The sequence below is a fragment of the Amycolatopsis sp. NPDC089917 genome, assembly GCF_040684635.1.
GTDB lineage: Bacteria > Actinomycetota > Actinomycetes > Mycobacteriales > Pseudonocardiaceae > Amycolatopsis.
The window spans coordinates 26,557-42,802 of record NZ_JBFBGL010000051.1 but is presented as its reverse complement, the minus strand read 5'-3'; the positions used below and the strand labels follow the sequence as shown (position 1 = coordinate 42,802).

The window sequence follows — 16,246 nt, the reverse complement described above, 5'->3', positions numbered from 1 at the left end:
GCAACCACGACCCGGCGGCTTTTCTTCCGAGTCCGCTCAGCGAGACGCGACGAGTTTCGCGTAGCGCGTCCCGGCGCCGAGCAGCACCAGACCGGCGAGGAGGAAGGCGGCGACCCGGGCCAGGCCGTCGAGCGCGGAGAGGTCGAACAGGACCAGCTTCAGCACCGCCGCGCCGACCAGCACCAGGCCGATCACCCGCAGGCCGACCACCGAGACGCCGCGGATGAGCAGCACCAGCGCGGCGACCGTCCAGGACACCGTGATCACCACGTGGCCGAGCAGGAAACCCGAACGGCCGGGGACGGCCAGCAGCGCGCCGCACAGCACCATCGCGCCGGCGCCGTAGAGCGCGGCGATCCCGGCGAAGAGCCACGGCACCAGGTTCTCCGACGGCGCCTTGAACACCCCGAGCCGGTGCGCCACCCACGGAAGCGTGATCGCGACGGCCAGGATCGCGAAGCCCACCAGCAACGCGGCGGCGAGGCGGCCCGTCGGCCGGTCCCAGATCACGTAGAAGAGCGTCGGCTGGACGTCGAAGGCCAGCGCGACCAGGCCACCGATCACGGCGAAGACCAGCCCGCCGGCGAGCGCCACGTGCTTCTTCGTCCACAGCGCGACCAGGGCGAGCAAGACACCTTCACCGATCAGGATCGCCGAGCGGGCGCTGCCGTCGAAGAGCGTCATCGTCGTCTGCAAGGCCGCGAGGAGCCCGGTGGCACCCGCGAGTTCGCCGATCCAGCCGTCGAGCCACTGCCCGGCCGCCCACACCCCGAGCAGCACCAGCGTGACCGACGCGGTGACGAGCACCGCCGGGGTCTTCGGCAGGAACAGCGCGGCGAGCAGCGACGGCGCCGGGGCGACGGCGAGCAAGGCGAACGAGGCGGTGTCACCCGGGCGTTTGAGAGTGACGATCAGGGCGAGCGCGAGACCGACGGCGCCCGCGGCCAGCGCGGCGGCGGTGTTGGCAGCGCTGCCGCCGAAACCGGTGAACGCGGTGCTGAAGACCGACGCGACCAGCGGCGGGATCCCGGCGGCGACCGCGACCGACGGCCACGACTGGCGCAGCTGCACCGGCGTCGAAGCGAGCTGGACGGCCAGCAGGAACGCGACCAGTTCCGGGGTGAACCCCTGCGTGATGATCGGCGCGCAGACCACGCAGCCGAGCACGACGGCCACCGCGAGCAGCGACGACTTCCACCGCACGGCCAGCAGCAACCCGCCGACCGCGATCAGCAGACCGAGCGCGAGCCCGGCGTAGGCCGGGAGGTACTCGTACATCGTCGTCGCGGCGATGGCGTCGAGGTACAGCGCGCCGATCCCGGTCGCGGCGAGCGCGAACGCCCCCGTGCGACCGGCCGGGTTGCGGTGCAGCCTCAGGCCGATCCCGACCAGCGCGGCCCCGAGGACGGCGCCGCCGATCACCCGGGGCATCGGGCCGAACCAGCCGCGCTGGATGGCGAGCACGAGGAACAGCACGACGCCGAGCAACGTGACCGCGCCGCCGACCCAGGCCAGCAGCCTGCTCCCGGCGCCTTCCTTGCTCAGCTTCTCCGCGAGCGTGACCTTCGGGACGGGCTGGTAGTGCGGGCGATACGGCTGCTGCTGGTACTGCTGACGCTGTTGCTGCTGCCACTGCGCGTATTGGGCTTGCTGGTACTGGGCCTGGTACTGAGGGTGCTGTGGGTGCTGTGGGTGCGTGAAGTACCGCGGCGGCTGCGGCTGGTGCTGCGGCGGTGCCTGTGGTGGCACCGGCGGAATGGGCTGCTGCTGCGGTACCTGCTGCTCAGGCAGCTCTTGGGGCGCCTGCTCGGGCGCCTCTTCCTGCTTCGGCTCCGCCACGGACCGGGCGGTCCGCAGCTCCGTGCCGACCCGCGCGAGGCGGGCCCCAAGGTCGTCGATCTCCCCGGCGAGCCTGAGGAGCACATCCCCATCGGTGGTCATGGGGACAAGCATGGTTCCCGGAGGCCGCCGCGGGATCCGTAGCACTACTCAATCGAGATGACGATGTGGTCGCGACCTGCGAGATCATCGCGATCGAGCCCACACCCGGAGTGCCCTCAAGAGGTCGATGTACCGGAATCCCGGCCAGTTGGCTTCCGTGGATCTGCCGACGCGTCTCCGGCCTGAAGACCGGTCGACGGCACAGTCGGACCCGCTCACACCGGACTTCCGTTCGTATCGACCATCCACGGCTGAACCTTGAGTCTCACGCGACGGAGACCGGCCCACCTGCGAGTGACAGACACCACAGGCGACAATGGAGGGCGTGACCGCCACCCTGAGCAAGCCCAGCCTGAAGATCGGCCCCTACGAGGTCGATCCCCCGGTCGTGCTCGCCCCGATGGCCGGCATCACCAACGTCGCCTTCCGGCAGCTGTGCCAGGAGTACGGCGCGGGCATCTACGTCTGCGAGATGATCACCGCCCGCGCGGTGGTCGAGCGCCACCCCGGCACGATGCACATGATGACCTTCGGCGAGAACGAAAAGCCCAGGTCCATGCAGCTCTACGGGGTCGACCCCAAGACGATGGCCGAGGCCGTCCGCATCATCACCGGCGAGGGTCTCGCCGACCACATCGACAGCAACTTCGGCTGCCCGGTGGCGAAGGTGACGCGCAAGGGCGGCGGCGCGGCGCTGCCGTTCAAGCGCAAGCTGTTCGCCGACATCGTGCGCGAGTCGGCGAAGGCCGCGGCCGAGGCGGGCGTGCCGTTCACGGTCAAGTTCCGGGTCGGCATCGACGACGACCACCTGACCTACCTCGACGCCGGGCGCATCGCGGAGGCCGAGGGCGCGGCGGCGGTCAGCCTGCACGCGCGCACGGCCGCGCAGCGGTACTCCGGTCAGGCGGACTGGACGAAGATCGCGGCCCTCAAGGAAGCCGTCACCGGCATCCCGGTGCTGGGCAACGGCGACATCTTCTCCGCCGAGGACGCGCTGCGCATGGTCGACGAGACCGGCTGCGACGGCGTCGTGGTCGGACGCGGCTGCCTGGGCAGGCCGTGGCTGTTCGGCGAGCTGGAAGCCGCCTTCGCCGGGCGCCCCCAGCCCACCCCGCCGAACCTCGGAGAGGTCGCGGAGGTGCTGCGCCGCCACACCGAACTGCTCGTCGAGCACGACGGCCACGACAAGGCCATGCGCGACATCCGCAAGCACATGGCCTGGTACTTCATGGGCTTCCCGGTCGGCTCCGAACTGCGCCGCGGTTTCGCGATGCTGTCCAGCATGGACCAGCTCGACGATCTCATCGCCCGGCTCGACCACGACGCGCCCTTCCCCAGCGCCGCCACCGGGCCGCGCGGGCGGCAGGGTTCACCGGGCAAGGTCACGCTGCCGCACGGCTGGCTCGACGACCCGGACGACGACTGCGTCCCCGAGGCCGAGGACATGCACTCGGGCGGCTGAACCGAAAAACGCTCCCGCCGGACGGACCGGCGGGAGCGTTTTCGTTCACGACTCAGGTGCCCCTGGTCTTGTAGGCGAACTTCCACTGATTGGTATCCACCTCGAAGCACCGCATGGTGATCGTGTAGTACCTCGCCATGTTGCTCTGCTCGATCTGGCAACTGCTCAGACTGGAATACGGCCCGAGCTGACACCCCGGATTCCCGTCACAGACTCCGGCGACCGACACCGGCGCCCCTTCGGCCACGGCGAGATTCGCCGCCGTGACGGCGATTCCGCCCGCGAGCGCGACGGAAGCGGCGCCGGCGGCGAGCCGGCGCTTCCAGCTATTCGACATGTATTACCCCAGTTTTCCCCAGTGCGGCCGAAGATCGGTCGCGGAGGTCATTAGATGCGAATCGGACACTCGGCGTCAATCCCTTGCCGTCCGCCCGAAACCGGCGGCCCGTAGAGTCGGCGTCGTGATCGAGCAGCTGAGCGTTCCCACCGCGGCCGGTTCCTTCGACGCCATCGCGGCGGGCCCCGAAGACGGCCGCCCCGTCCTGTTGCTGCACGGGTTTCCCGAGGCCGCGGTGGAATGGGAGCACCAGGTCGCGACGCTCGGCGTGCTCGGATATCGCGCGGTGGCACCGGATCAGCGCGGCTACTCGCCGGGCGTCCGGCCGGAACAGGCGTCCGAATACGGGATCGACGATCTCGTCGGCGACGTCGTCGCGATCGCGGATCGTTTGGGGTGGAACGAATTCGATCTCGTCGGACACGACTGGGGCGGCGCCGTCGCGTGGTGGACGGCCGACGCGCATCCCGGGCGGCTCCGCAGTCTCGCCGTCATTTCGACGCCGCATCCCGCGGCCCTGGCCGAGGCCATGAAGACCGACGAGGACCAGCATCTCCGCTCGGCGTACATGACCGAGTGGCGCCAGACCCGCGTCACCGAACGGCGGATGCTCGAGAACAACGCCGACGCGCTGCGCCGCATCTTCGACTGGAAGGTGCCGCCGAGCAAGGTCGAGGAGTACGTCCAGCGCCTGTCCGAGCCGGGCGCCCTGACCGCCGCGCTCAACTGGTACCGAGCCGGCCGCCCCGGCGGGAAGATCGGGCACATCGAGGTCCCGACGCTCTACGTCTGGAGCACCGAGGACGCCGCGTTCGGGTCGACGGCCGCGATCGACACGGCGAACCGCGTCACCGGCCCGTACCGCTTCGAGATGATCGAGGACGCCTCGCACTGGGTGGTGGAAGAGGCGCCCGAGGCCGTCACTTCTTTGCTCGTGGAGCACCTTTCGTCCCACTAACAGGGGTAACTCTGGTCGCGGTACCGGTTACAGACAGCCTGCTGGTTCAGTGGGTCCGATGAACGACACGACCACACTCGACACCGAACGCATCGTCTACGTCACCGAAGACGGTGAACCGACCGGCGAAACCGCGCCCAAACTGGCCGCGCACCACGAGAACACCCGGCTGCACCTGGCGTTCTCGTGCTATCTGTTGCGCAGCAGCGACCAGGCCCTGCTCATCACCAGCCGCGCCGCGTCGAAGAAGGTGTGGCCCCGGGTCTGGACCAACAGTGTCTGCGGGCACCCCGCACCGGGTGAACCGATCGAAGAGGCCGTCCGGCGCCGGGCCGCCTTCGAACTCGGACTGCCCCGGCTGGACGGGCTCCGCTGCGTCCTTCCGGCGTACCGGTACAGCACACCGCCGTTCGAAGGCGTGGTCGAGAACGAGTTCTGCCCGGTCTTCGTCGCCTGGGTCGACGACGATCCGGCCCCGCATCCGGACGAGGTCGACGACTGGCGGTGGGTGAACTGGAACGATTACGCACTGTTGCTGAATGACGATGTGACTGACGTGAGTTACTGGGCGAAGGATCAGTTTTCCCAGCTCAAAGACTTCGAGCCGTTTTCGTCCTTACAGAACGGCACTTCGGTCCGTGACAATGGCGCGGAACCGTCGTCCACTTGAGCGATATTCACTTTGGCCCGTACCGATACCTCAAGACCCGCCTCCTATACGACGAAAACCAATTCGTGGCGGAGGTGAGCGTGGTAGCCGACGACGAGGCCGCGCTCCCACCGAGCGCGCCGGCCACCGATCTGCTCAGCCTGCACGAGTCGATCGCCGGGGTGCTCGCCACCCAGGGTGACTGGCGGCGCGCCTATCACCACCTCAAATCCGCCTTCGACCTCGCCCGCGCGGGCAGCCTGCGGGACACCCTGACGTCCAGCTACAACCGCCGCTACCTCGACCAGTGGCTGCACGGCCCGGCCGTCGACCACCGCGGCCCGCCCGGGATCGCGATCGCGCTGGTCGATCTCGACCTGTTCAAGGAAGTCAACGACACTTTCGGGCATCTGGTCGGCGACCGGGTGCTGCGCGAAGTGGCCGACCTGCTGCAGCAGGGACTTCCGCCGGAAGCGTTCTGCGCCCGCTACGGCGGCGAGGAATTCGCGCTGGTCATCCCGGATGTCGACGCCGCCCGGGCGGTGCGCATCGCCGACACCGCCCGCATCCGGGTGGCCCGCCATCCGTGGCGCCGGATCCGCCCCGGCCTTTCGGTGACGATCAGCGTCGGGCTCGCGCACGAAGGCCGGACGGAACCGGAACGCACGGTCGAACCGGAACGGCAGTTGCGCCATGCCGACGCATTGTTGTATATGGCGAAACGGGCCGGCCGGAACAAAGTGGCGTATCGGGACAAGGAATCTTCACGGACGATTCCCCGGTCGATGAACGCCGCCGACTCCACGGGCGCATAGCCACTCACTCGGGTAACACCGCCATCGGTCACACTCTGCGTGACGGTTTCTTCCCTTTTAACGCAGCTTTAACCGGAACCGCTCACCCGATCGCATGGACCGTTCGGCGCTTGTCGGTACCTTGGGTGAAGAAAATTCCGGGATGGTTGTCGTCACGAACCTGAGGTGTCCGTACGATAACGAAAGAGCTTCGACGCCCGTTGTGAAAGGAGACCGAGTGCCCGACGAGCACCACACCCCGGGGACCGGTCGCCACAGCCACACCGACAGGAATGCCGGTGAGCGCGGCCGCCGGAACCGACGCCGCTCGATGGAGACCCACGGCGGGATCAGCGTTTCCGACGTCGTCGCACGTCATACGGGTGAACGCCCGATCTTCGACCCCGGCGCCGAGGCTCCCGCTCCGCGCCGTCTCCGGCAGAGCGAACCGGCGCCGGAACCTCCGAGACCCGGCTCGCGCGCGAACCGGGCGGAACCGCCGGCGCCTCGCCGGTCCCGCCCGCCCGCCCCCGCCGACAACCCTCCTCCCGCGCCTCGTGCGGCCAAACCCGCCGCGCCGCCGGCTCCGGCCACGCCGCCCGCCGAGGCCCCGCGTCCGCCGCGCGCCCGCCAGCCGCGCCGTGCCGTGCAGGCGGCGCCCGGCCCCGAGGCTCCGACGCAGCGTCGCCCGCCGGTGGTGAGCCCGGGCGCGCAGCAGCCCCCGGTCCCGGCACCGCCGCGCCGCCCCCGCCGTCCCGCTCAGCGGCCGGTCCAGCAGGCACCGGTCCCGCAGCCGCCGTCCCCGCCGTCCGCATCGCCCTCGCCGTCGGGTGTCCCGCCGCGCTCCGAGATGGACCGGCTGACGATGACCGACGAGCTCGAAGCGATCGACGACGCGACGATCACCAAGCGCAAGATCGACCACACGCTCGCCCGGTTCTCCGCCGCGCACGACGAACTCGAAGCCGAAGAGGCCAAGAAGCGCGAGCGCCGCGAACGGCTCGCTTCCCGGCCCGCCGCGTTGCTGGAGCAGACCCGCACGGCATTGCAGCGGGTGGTCACGACCACCGATGCCGAGCCCGCCGCGCAGGCGCAGGAAGCCGACGCGGAATCGTCCCCGCAGACCCGCCTGCAGGAGAAGAAGGAACGCAAGATCAGGCAGGCGGCGAAGGCGGGCCGGATCACCGCCGCCGTGGTCGCCGCGCTCGTGTTCCTCTCCATCGGTTCGGCGTGGGGCGCCCAGACCTGGTTCGACGCGAAGTTCAACAACGTCGCCTCGCTCGACGAGGACTCGGCCGACATCCAGGACGCCGCGGGCCAGACCGGCGACGAGAACTTTCTGATGGTCGGCTCCGACAGCCGTGACGGCGCGGCCGCCGAAGACGGCGTCGGCGACGCGGAGGGCACCCCGGGCGCCCGTTCGGACACGGTCATGATCGCGCACGTCCCGGCCGACCGGCAGCGTGTCGTCATGGTGTCCTTCCCACGCGACCTCGAGATCAGCCGCCCCGAATGCAAGCGGTGGGACCCGGCGACATCGTCGTACTCGGACCAGACCTCGCCGGCGCAGAAGATCGCGAAGCTGAACACCGCCTACGCGGTCGGCGGCCCGCAGTGCGTCACGAAGGTCATCCAGCAGATCACCGGCATGAAGATGAACCACTTCGTCGGGATCGACTTCAACGGCTTCAAGGCCATGGTCGACGCCGTGCAGGGCGTCACCGTGTACAACGAGAAGCCGATCGACGACACCACGCTCGGCATGGTCATCCCGCAGGCGGGCGAGGTGCGGATCTCCGGCGACCAGGCGTTGAACTACGTCCGGGCGCGGCACGTCAAGGGCGACCCGACGTCCGACTACGGCCGGATCAAACGGCAGCAGGCCTTCCTCGGCGCGCTGCTGAAGACGGTGATGTCGAAGGACGTCATCCTGGACACCGGCAAGCTCAGCGGCTTCATCGACGCGTTCGCGAAGGCCACCTTCGGCGAGAACCTCGGCATCAACCAGATGATGACGCTGGCGAAGTCGATGAAGGGCATGGGCTCGGACAAGGTCAAGTTCCTCACCGTGCCCACCACCGAAGAAGCGAACAAGCGCGGCAACGAGGTCTTGGTGCAGAGCAGGGCGAAGGCCGTGTTCGACGCGCTGATCAACAACACGCCGCTGGAAGAGAAGACCCCGGCGCCTCCCGCGAGCGACACGGCGGCCGCTCCGACCAGCTCCGCCAAGTCCGGCGGCGCCAAGAAGAGCAGCAGCTCAGGCTGAGGATACGCCGAGGGATCATTCGTTAGTCCGGGTTCACGTCAGGTTCACTCTGGGATGCGGCTTTTGGACCCTCTTCCCCGTAGGGTTGGGCCATGCGTGAGGCTTACCATGTCGAACTCGAACAGCTCGCCGAGAACCTAGCGAGCATGTCGCTCCAGGTCGCCGACGCGATGGAGCGGGCGACCCGGGCGTTGCTCGAGGTCGATCTCGGACTCGCCGAGCAGGTCATCAGCGACGACGCGAAGGTCGACGACGCGCGCGCCGAATGTGAGGAGCAGGCGTACGCCCTGCTGGCCCTGCAGGCGCCCGTCGCGACCGACCTGCGGACCGTCCTCGCCGCGATCCACGCGGCGGAAAGCCTGGAGCGGATGGGCGATCTGGCGCTGCACGTGGCCAAGGCCGCGCGCCGCCGTCACCCCGACCCCGTGCTCCCCGAGGCCGTGCGGGGCGACTTCGCCAAGATGGGCGAGGTGGCCGTCAAGCTGGCCCGGCAGGCCGAGCAGGTCATCAAGTCCAAGGACGTCGAGGCCGCCCGCACGATCGAGTCGGACGACGACGAGGTCGACGAGATCCACAAGCACCTGTTCACGGTCATCATGGACCGGAACTGGGACCACGGCGTCGCCGCGGCCGTGGACGTCACCCTGCTGGGCCGCTTCTACGAGCGCTTCGCCGACCACGCCGTCTCGGTCGCGCGCCGGATGATCTTCGTGGTCACCGGCAAGATGCCCGGCTACGGCACCGAAGACCTCTGAGACCGAAGGGGCCTTTCACCGCATCGGATGCGGTGAAAGGCCCCTTCGGCACATCGGCGGCCCGGGTACTCGTGATCACCCGCAAGTACATGAAGGCCCCCTTCCCGGCGCCCAGCGCAAGGAAGGGGGCCTTCATGTACTTTGCCGAGACTCAGCCGAACCGGCCCGAGATGTAGTCCTCGGTGGCCTTTTCGTCCGGGTTCGAGAAGATCTTCTCGGTGTCGTTCAGCTCCACCAGGCGACCCGGCTGGCCGACGCCCGCGAGGTTGAAGAACGCGGTCTGGTCCGAGACGCGCGCCGCCTGCTGCATGTTGTGCGTCACGATGACGATCGTGTACTCCTTCTTGAGCTCACCGATCAGGTCCTCGATGGCGAGGGTCGAGATCGGGTCGAGCGCGGAGCACGGTTCGTCCATCAGCAGCACGTCCGGCCGCACGGCGATCGCCCGCGCGATGCAGAGCCGCTGCTGCTGACCACCGGAGAGGCCGCCGCCGGGCTTGTTCAGCCGGTCCTTGACCTCGTTCCACAGGTTCGCGCCGCGCAGGGCGCGCTCGGCGACCTCGTCGAGCTCCTTCTTGCCCTTGGTGCCACCGAGGCGAAGGCCGGCCACGACGTTGTCGCGGATCGACATCGTCGGGAACGGGTTGGGCCGCTGGAACACCATGCCGATCGTGCGGCGGACCTGCACCGGGTCGACCCCGGCGCCGTAGATGTCCTCGCCGTCGAGCAGCACCTCACCCTCGACGCGGGCGCCGGGGATGACCTCGTGCATGCGGTTCAGCGTGCGCAGCACCGTCGACTTGCCGCAGCCCGACGGGCCGATGAACGCGGTGACGTTCCGCGGCGGCACCGAGAGGGTGACGCCGTCCACGGCGTGGAATTTGCCGTAGTAGATGTCCACGTCTTTGACGTCGATTCGTTTGGCCATCTCAAACAGCTCACTTCTTCTTCGGGGCGACAAGACGGGCAAAGAGCATGGCGAGAAGGTTCACGATCGCGATGATCAGCACCAGGGTGAGCGCCGCACCCCAGATCCGGTCGAACGCGACGGTACCTTCGTCGAACGGGTTGCTGACCCGTTCGTTGTTCATCAGAAGCGGCAGCGCGGCCTGTTCGCCACCGAAGATGTCCCAGTTCACGTAGGCGGAGTAACCCACGAGGACCAGCAGCGGCGCGGTCTCGCCCATGACCCGGGCGAGCGCCATCATGATGCCGCCGATGATGCCGGACAGCGCGGTCGGCAGGACGATCTTCATGATCGTCTTCCACTTCGGCACGCCGAGCGCGTAGGAGGCTTCGCGCAGGTCGTCCGGGACGATCCGCAGCATCTCTTCCGACGAACGCACGACCACCGGGATCATCAGCAGCACCAGGGCGAGCGACACGGCGAAACCGCTGCGCGGGAGGCCGAACGTCGTGATCCACAGCGCGTAGATGAACAGCGCCGCGACGATCGAGGGGACACCGGAAAGGATGTCCACCATGAACGTCGTGACCTTCGCGAGCTTGCCGCGGCCGTACTCGACCAGGTAGATCGCGACCAGCATGCCGATCGGGACCGCGATGATCGCGCAGACCAGGCCCTGCAGCACCGAGCCGATGACGGCGTGCAGCACGCCGCCGCCGACCTCGTCCGACAGCACCGAGCCGAAGTCCTCGGTCCACCAGTTGCTGTAGGGGATCCGCTTGACGCCGTTGATGACCACCGTGGCGAGCAGCCACACCAGCGGCACGACGGCGATCAGGAACGACAGCCAGATCAGGACCGTCGCGATGCCGTTCTTGGCCTTCCGCGCCAGGCTGACCTGCTGGAAGGCGGGGGTGGTGGCAGGGGTCTTCTCGAGCGTGGTGGACATGCTCAGTCCCCCTTCTTGGCGATGATGGATCGCGCGGCGAAGTTGACGATGAACGTCAGCAGGAACAGCACCAGCCCGGCGGCGATGTACGCGCCCGCCGAGATCTCGTTGTTGAGTTCCGCGTAGTCCGCCGCGATCTTCGAGGCGAAGGTGGCGCCACCGTCGAAGAGGCTCCAGGTGAACTCGCGGCCCACCGCGCCGGTCAGGATGATCGCGAGCGCGATCGTCTCGCCGAGCGCGCGGCCGAGGCCGAGCATCGAGGCGCCGATGTAGCCCGCCTTGCCGAACGGCAGCACCGTGGTGCGGATGACCTCCCAGCGGGTGGCGCCCAGCGCCAGCGCGCCTTCGATGTGCGGGGTCGGGGTCCGCTCGAACACCTCACGCGACAGCGAGGTGATGATCGGCAGGATCATCACGGCGAGCACGATGCCCGCGGTGAAGATCGTGCCGCGCATGTCCGGCGAGACGTTGCCCGCCGCGAAGATCGGGATCCACGAGAAGGTTTCGTTGACCCACTGGGAGACGGGCTCGATCGTCGGCGCGAAGACCATCAGGCCCCACAGGCCGTAGATGATCGAGGGGACCGCGGCGAGCAGGTCGATCACGTAGGCGAAGGGCTTCGCCAGCCGCTTCGGCGCGTACTGGGTGAGGAAGAGGGCGATGCCGAGCGAGATCGGCATCGCGATGATCAGCGCCAGCAGCGCGGAGTAGACCGTGACCAGCAGCAGGCCCATGATGCCGAACCGCATGTTGTTCGGCTCGGTCTGCCAGACCTGGCTGGTCAGGAAGTTCACGTTGTCGGCCTGGAGCGCCGGGATGGCCTGCACCAGCAGGAACAGCCCGATCAGGCCGATCAGCGAGACGACGAAGACGCCGGCTCCGGTGGTCAGGAACTGGAAGATGCGATCACCGGGTCGCACCGTCCTGGAATTGGGGCTCGCGAGTGGCACCGAGGACTTCTCGGGCGGTGACGCGGCGGGTTGCTCCGAAATCGGGTCCTCCGTGAAGGTCTCGCGGACGCCAGAACGCCCACCGGGGTCGCCGGTGGGCGTTCTGGGCGAAGACGAATCGCTCATCGACTACTTCTGTCCAGCCTGTTTACTGATCAACCTGAGTGGTCGGCGACAGGGTCAGGCGATGGCCTTGACGGCGGTCAGCACCTTGTCCTGCAGGCTCTGCGGGATCGGCACGTAGCCCTTGTCCGAAAGCGGCTTCTGACCGTCGGTGGCGGCGACGTTCAGGAACGCCTTGACGGCCTTGGCGACCTCGGCGTCGGCGTACTTCGAGCAGACGATCTCGTAGGTGGCGAGCAGCAGCGGGTAGGCGCCGGCGACGTTGCTGGAGTAGATCGAGTCCAGGTCCAGCGCGAGGTCGTTGGTGCCCTCCTTCTTGAACTTCGCCGCGTCGAGGGACTTCGCGACGTTCGCCGCGTTGAGCTCGACACCGCCGGAGCCGCTGTCGATCAGGGCGGCGTTCAGGCCGTCCTTCGCGAAGGAGGCCTCGACGTAGGTGATGGCGCCGTCGGTGGCCTTGACCGCGCTGGCCACACCGTTGGACTTCTCGGCACCGTTACCGACGCCACCGGCGAACTTCTTGCCGTCGCCCTGGGTCCAGGCGCCCTTCGAGGCCGCCTTCAGGTACTTCTGGAAGTTGTCGGTGGTACCCGACTCGTCGGTGCGGGAGATGACCTGGATGGCCTTGTCGGGCAGGTTGACGCTCTCGTTGCCCTTGACCGCCTTGATGGCCGGGTCGTTCCACTTGGTGATGCCGCCGTTGAAGATCTTGGCGGTGACCTCGGGGGTCAGGGTCAGCTTGTCGACCCCGGAAACCTTGTACGCGACGGCGACCGGGCCGATGACGAGCGGGAGGTTCCACGCGTCGGAGGCGCAGCGGGCCTTCGCCTTGTCGGCTTCCTCGCCGGACTTGAGGGGCGAGTCCGAACCGGCGAAGTCGACCTGGTTCGCGTTGAACTGCTTGATGCCGGCGCCGGAACCGCTGGGGTTGTAGTTCACCTTCTGGCCGGAGCACTTGGCGGCGTACTGCTGCACGAAGATGTCGACCGCGGTCTTCTGCGCGGACGAGCCCTCGGCCGAAAGCGGGTTCTTGCCGCCGCATTCGACGTCGGCCGCGCCGCTGGGCGCGGAAGCGGCGCCCGTGCTGCCGGGCTTCGTCGCCGCCGGGTCGGATCCACAGGCGCCGAGCACGAGGGCGGCGGTGGCCACGATGCCGATCGCGCCCGCGGGCCGCATGATCTTCACTGCATTTCCTCCACTGGGAGACTTTCGCCGGATCGGTGGAACGGGAGCGTTCCTTCCGGACCCGGACATTAAGCACCGACAGTGGACAGGCGACCGTCTAAGGGTGAACGGCAAGTGAACAAGGCGGCCGATGTGAGCAGCGCGACTACTCCGAAAGTGGTCTGTGTCCCGGCCGTGACCTGCGCGTCTGCTCTCCGTGACCGGGCAAATGCCGCACGTGTGAACGTGGTTACCGAGCGTATTGGACGTCTACCTCGTACCGGGTGAAGCCGAGCTTCGAATAGACCGCGAGCGCGGGAACGTTGTCACCCTCGACGTACAAGATCACCTGTCCCAGCCCGCGATCGCGGAGGTACCGCAGGCCGGCGAGGGTGAGCGCCTTCCCGAGGCCGCCGCCCTGCGCGTCCGGGTCGATGCCGACGACGTAGACCTCGCCCGCGGGCTCGCCGCCGAACCGGCCGGGGACCGCCTCGTGGACCTTCGTCCAGTGGAAGCCGATGACCTTCCCGTCCTCTTCCGCGAGGAAGAAGCCCTCGGGGTCGAACCAGGCCTCCTTCTCGGTCGCCCGGACCTCGTCGGCGGTCAGCGCGCCCTGCTCGGGGTGCCAGTCGAAGGCACGCGCGTTGACGCGGACCATCGCTTCCTCGTCCTGTCCGGGAACGAACGTGCGCAGCGTGACGCCTTCGCGCGTCACGGGCTCCGGCCAGTCCGCCGCTTCGGCGTCGGCGTGCAGGATCAGCAGCTCACGGGCGCGCTCGAAACCCTCGGTCCCGGCGATGTGGACGGCGGCGGGATGGTCGCCGTGCGCCCAGACGCGCAGCGGCTTGCCATCGACGTGCTCGACGAGCGCCCTGGTGGCCGCCCTGCCATGACCGGACCGGCGGTGCGCGGGATGGACGAACAGTTCGGCGACCTGGTTGCCGTGCGAATCGCCATCGGTGTCCAGATGCGCGTACACGACCAGCTCGCCGTCGACGTGCCCCAGAAGGTGCTGCCCACCGGGGAAACCGGTGTCCTCCGGGCGGCCGTCGGCCTCGCGCACGGCGAGGAGGAAGTCGTGGATCTCTTCCGTTTCCGGTTCACCGGTCCAAGCCAGATCAAGCATGAAATCGACCCTACCCGGGAACCCGGCTTCCACCCGGACGTCTTGTCAGGCAGGAGAGGAAGGGACCTCAGTGCGCGGAAAGCTCGTTCGGCTCGTAGACGCTCGCGTCCGGGGCGAGGGCCTGCTGCTTGGCCGCGGCGCCCTTGGACGGCCGCTCGAACTTGTAGCCGACGTTGCGCACGGTCCCGATCATCTGCTCGTGCTCCGGCCCCAGCTTGGCGCGCAGGCGCCGGACGTGGACGTCGACCGTGCGCGTGCCGCCGAAGAAGTCGTAACCCCAGACCTCCTGCAGCAGCTGGGCGCGGGTGAACACCCGGCCGGCGTGCTGCGCGAGGTACTTGAGGAGCTCGAACTCCTTGTAGGTGAGTTCGAGGGTGCGCTTGCGGAGCTTCGCGGTGTAGGTCGCCTCGTCGATGACCAGTTCGCCGACCCGGAGCTCGGCGTCGACCTGCGCGGCTCCGCCGTCACGGGTGGTGACCAGCCGCAGCCGGGCGTCGACCTCGGCGGGACCGGCCGTCGGGAGCAGGATGTCGTCGGTGCGCCATTCCGCGCTGACCGCGACCAGCCCGCCCTCGCCGACGACGGCGATGACCGGCGTGGAGGCCTCGTCCTCACCGGCGCCCTTGAGCAGACGGCAGAGGCTCTTCGCGGAGGCGAGATCGGTGCGGGCGTCGAGGACGATGACGTCGCGGTGACCGGCGTCGAGGAGCGCGGTCACTTCCGGAGCGCGTACGCGTACGGTGTGGGGCAGCAGATCGAGGGCGGGCAGGACCGCGGTCGCATCGGGTTCCGCAGTCAACACCAGAAGGTCCAGGCTCATCGCCGCACCGCCCTAACTCGTAGTCGCCTCGTACGTGGCTACAGCCGGTGCTTAGTGAGAATAGCGGGTGAACAGCCGGAGACCTATCCCGTGCTGGATCGATCACACCTGGCCAAAGAGGTTCACGAAGGAGATTTGAAGCGATGGTGAGCAGGCCCGTGGCGCATGACGAACGGCCTCCCGCAGGCCGGTCCGCCAAGCGACCGAAGCGGCGTGGACGGGGCTGGCTCATCGCCCTCGCGGTGCTGCTGGTGCTGCTGGTCGGAGCCGATTTCGGGGCGGCGGCGTTCGCCGAGCACACGATCTCCCAGAAGACCCGCGAACAGCTCAAGCTGAAGAACGATCCGGCGGTCACGGTGCACGGTTTCCCGTTCCTGACCCAGGCGCTCTCCGGTGACTACAGTCACATCTCCATCAACGCCCAGGGCGTCGCCGTTCCGCCGAAGCTGAACGACGTCGACTTCAACGCCGACATGAGCGACGTCACGGCGCCGCTCTCGGATCTGACGTCCGGCAACACCAAGGCGATCACCATCGGCACGCTCAAGGGCGAGGTGATCATCAAGGCCGCCGACATCGCCCGGCAGGCGCCGCTGAACAAGATCGAGAACCTGAAGATCGAGCCGGTCACCGAGGACTACGTCCGCAACGGCGACAGCGGGCAGGGCGAGACGAAGCCCACGACGGCCACCAACGAGAACGGCGAGCCGGTGGACTCCTCCAGCGCCGGGATCCGGGTTTCGGGCAACGTGCAGATCGCCGGGCAGAAGGTGGAGATCTTCTGCTTCGCGATGATCGAACTGGACGGGCAGAAGATCCGCATCGAGCCGAAGCGGCTCCAGTTCGGGAATGACAAGGAGACCACCGTCGTTCCCCAGGCGGTGCAGGACGCGCTGCTGCCGAACTTCAACGCGACCATCGACACCGGCACGATGCCGTTCTCGGTGACCCCGACGTCGGTGCGCGTGAACAGCGGTTCGGTGACCATCAAGGGCGAAGGCAAGAACGTCGCCTTCAGCGGAGCGCAGCCGCAGGGTTGACGACA

15 protein-coding genes are annotated in these 16,246 nt (G+C 68.3%); 7 read left to right on the top strand and 8 right to left on the bottom strand.

Features of this window, described 5'->3' with window-relative positions:
- Positions 1 to 36: 36 nt before the first annotated feature.
- The gene (locus AB0N89_RS30155; RefSeq protein ID WP_364211276.1) at positions 37 to 1,953 is read right to left on the bottom strand and encodes a DUF2339 domain-containing protein; all 1,917 of its coding nucleotides are present in this window, start codon (positions 1,951 to 1,953) and stop codon (positions 37 to 39) included.
- Positions 1,954 to 2,257: 304 nt separating this feature from the next.
- On the opposite strand from AB0N89_RS30155, the gene dusB reads away from it, so the two are divergent.
- Positions 2,258 to 3,403: a tRNA dihydrouridine synthase DusB gene (gene dusB, locus AB0N89_RS30150; RefSeq protein ID WP_364211273.1), complete on the top strand. Its 1,146-nt coding sequence runs from the start codon at positions 2,258 to 2,260 to the stop codon at positions 3,401 to 3,403.
- 52 nt (positions 3,404 to 3,455) lie between these two features.
- On the opposite strand, the gene AB0N89_RS30145 is transcribed toward dusB, so the two are convergent.
- Positions 3,456 to 3,740, bottom strand: a complete 285-nt coding sequence (locus AB0N89_RS30145; protein ID WP_364211270.1) for a hypothetical protein — start codon at positions 3,738 to 3,740, stop codon at positions 3,456 to 3,458.
- A gap of 124 nt (positions 3,741 to 3,864) precedes the next feature.
- Between AB0N89_RS30145 and AB0N89_RS30140 the strand changes: the two genes are divergently transcribed.
- The 5 genes from AB0N89_RS30140 to phoU all read left to right on the top strand — a co-directional run bounded on the left by AB0N89_RS30140 (position 3,865) and on the right by phoU (position 9,162).
- A complete protein-coding gene (locus tag AB0N89_RS30140) occupies positions 3,865 to 4,698 on the top strand; it encodes an alpha/beta hydrolase (RefSeq protein ID WP_364211267.1) in 834 nt (277 codons plus the stop codon).
- A 58-nt stretch (positions 4,699 to 4,756) separates the two neighbouring features.
- Entirely contained in the window at positions 4,757 to 5,368 is a 612-nt protein-coding gene (gene idi / locus AB0N89_RS30135; RefSeq protein ID WP_364211264.1) for an isopentenyl-diphosphate Delta-isomerase, read from the top strand.
- Between the two features lie 65 nt (positions 5,369 to 5,433).
- The gene (locus tag AB0N89_RS30130) at positions 5,434 to 6,162 is read left to right on the top strand and encodes a GGDEF domain-containing protein (protein WP_364211261.1); all 729 of its coding nucleotides are present in this window, start codon (positions 5,434 to 5,436) and stop codon (positions 6,160 to 6,162) included.
- Between the two features lie 829 nt (positions 6,163 to 6,991).
- Positions 6,992 to 8,407 (top strand): LCP family protein, encoded by a 1,416-nt coding sequence (locus AB0N89_RS30125; RefSeq protein WP_364211326.1) that lies wholly within the window; start codon positions 6,992 to 6,994, stop codon positions 8,405 to 8,407.
- A 92-nt stretch (positions 8,408 to 8,499) separates the two neighbouring features.
- Complete coding sequence (gene phoU / locus AB0N89_RS30120; protein ID WP_364211258.1) at positions 8,500 to 9,162, top strand: phosphate signaling complex protein PhoU; 663 nt, start codon at positions 8,500 to 8,502, stop codon at positions 9,160 to 9,162.
- A gap of 151 nt (positions 9,163 to 9,313) precedes the next feature.
- On the opposite strand, the gene pstB is transcribed toward phoU, so the two are convergent.
- The 6 genes from pstB to AB0N89_RS30090 form a co-directional block, all read right to left on the bottom strand.
- Positions 9,314 to 10,090: a phosphate ABC transporter ATP-binding protein PstB gene (pstB, locus tag AB0N89_RS30115; RefSeq protein WP_005152681.1), complete on the bottom strand. Its 777-nt coding sequence runs from the start codon at positions 10,088 to 10,090 to the stop codon at positions 9,314 to 9,316.
- Positions 10,091 to 10,100: 10 nt separating this feature from the next.
- Positions 10,101 to 11,018, bottom strand: a complete 918-nt coding sequence (gene pstA, locus AB0N89_RS30110) for a phosphate ABC transporter permease PstA (RefSeq protein ID WP_005152680.1) — start codon at positions 11,016 to 11,018, stop codon at positions 10,101 to 10,103.
- A 2-nt stretch (positions 11,019 to 11,020) separates the two neighbouring features.
- Entirely contained in the window at positions 11,021 to 11,938 is a 918-nt protein-coding gene (gene pstC, locus AB0N89_RS30105) for a phosphate ABC transporter permease subunit PstC (RefSeq protein ID WP_364211323.1), read from the bottom strand.
- Between the two features lie 210 nt (positions 11,939 to 12,148).
- Positions 12,149 to 13,276 (bottom strand): phosphate ABC transporter substrate-binding protein PstS, encoded by a 1,128-nt coding sequence (pstS, locus tag AB0N89_RS30100; RefSeq protein WP_364211254.1) that lies wholly within the window; start codon positions 13,274 to 13,276, stop codon positions 12,149 to 12,151.
- A 229-nt stretch (positions 13,277 to 13,505) separates the two neighbouring features.
- Complete coding sequence (gene mshD / locus AB0N89_RS30095; protein WP_364211251.1) at positions 13,506 to 14,381, bottom strand: mycothiol synthase; 876 nt, start codon at positions 14,379 to 14,381, stop codon at positions 13,506 to 13,508.
- A 67-nt stretch (positions 14,382 to 14,448) separates the two neighbouring features.
- The gene (locus AB0N89_RS30090) at positions 14,449 to 15,201 is read right to left on the bottom strand and encodes a response regulator transcription factor (RefSeq protein WP_364211248.1); all 753 of its coding nucleotides are present in this window, start codon (positions 15,199 to 15,201) and stop codon (positions 14,449 to 14,451) included.
- Positions 15,202 to 15,344: 143 nt separating this feature from the next.
- Here AB0N89_RS30090 and AB0N89_RS30085 point away from each other — a divergent pair, with 143 nt between their 5' ends.
- Positions 15,345 to 16,241: a DUF2993 domain-containing protein gene (locus AB0N89_RS30085; RefSeq protein ID WP_364211245.1), complete on the top strand. Its 897-nt coding sequence runs from the start codon at positions 15,345 to 15,347 to the stop codon at positions 16,239 to 16,241.
- Positions 16,242 to 16,246 lie beyond the last annotated feature (5 nt).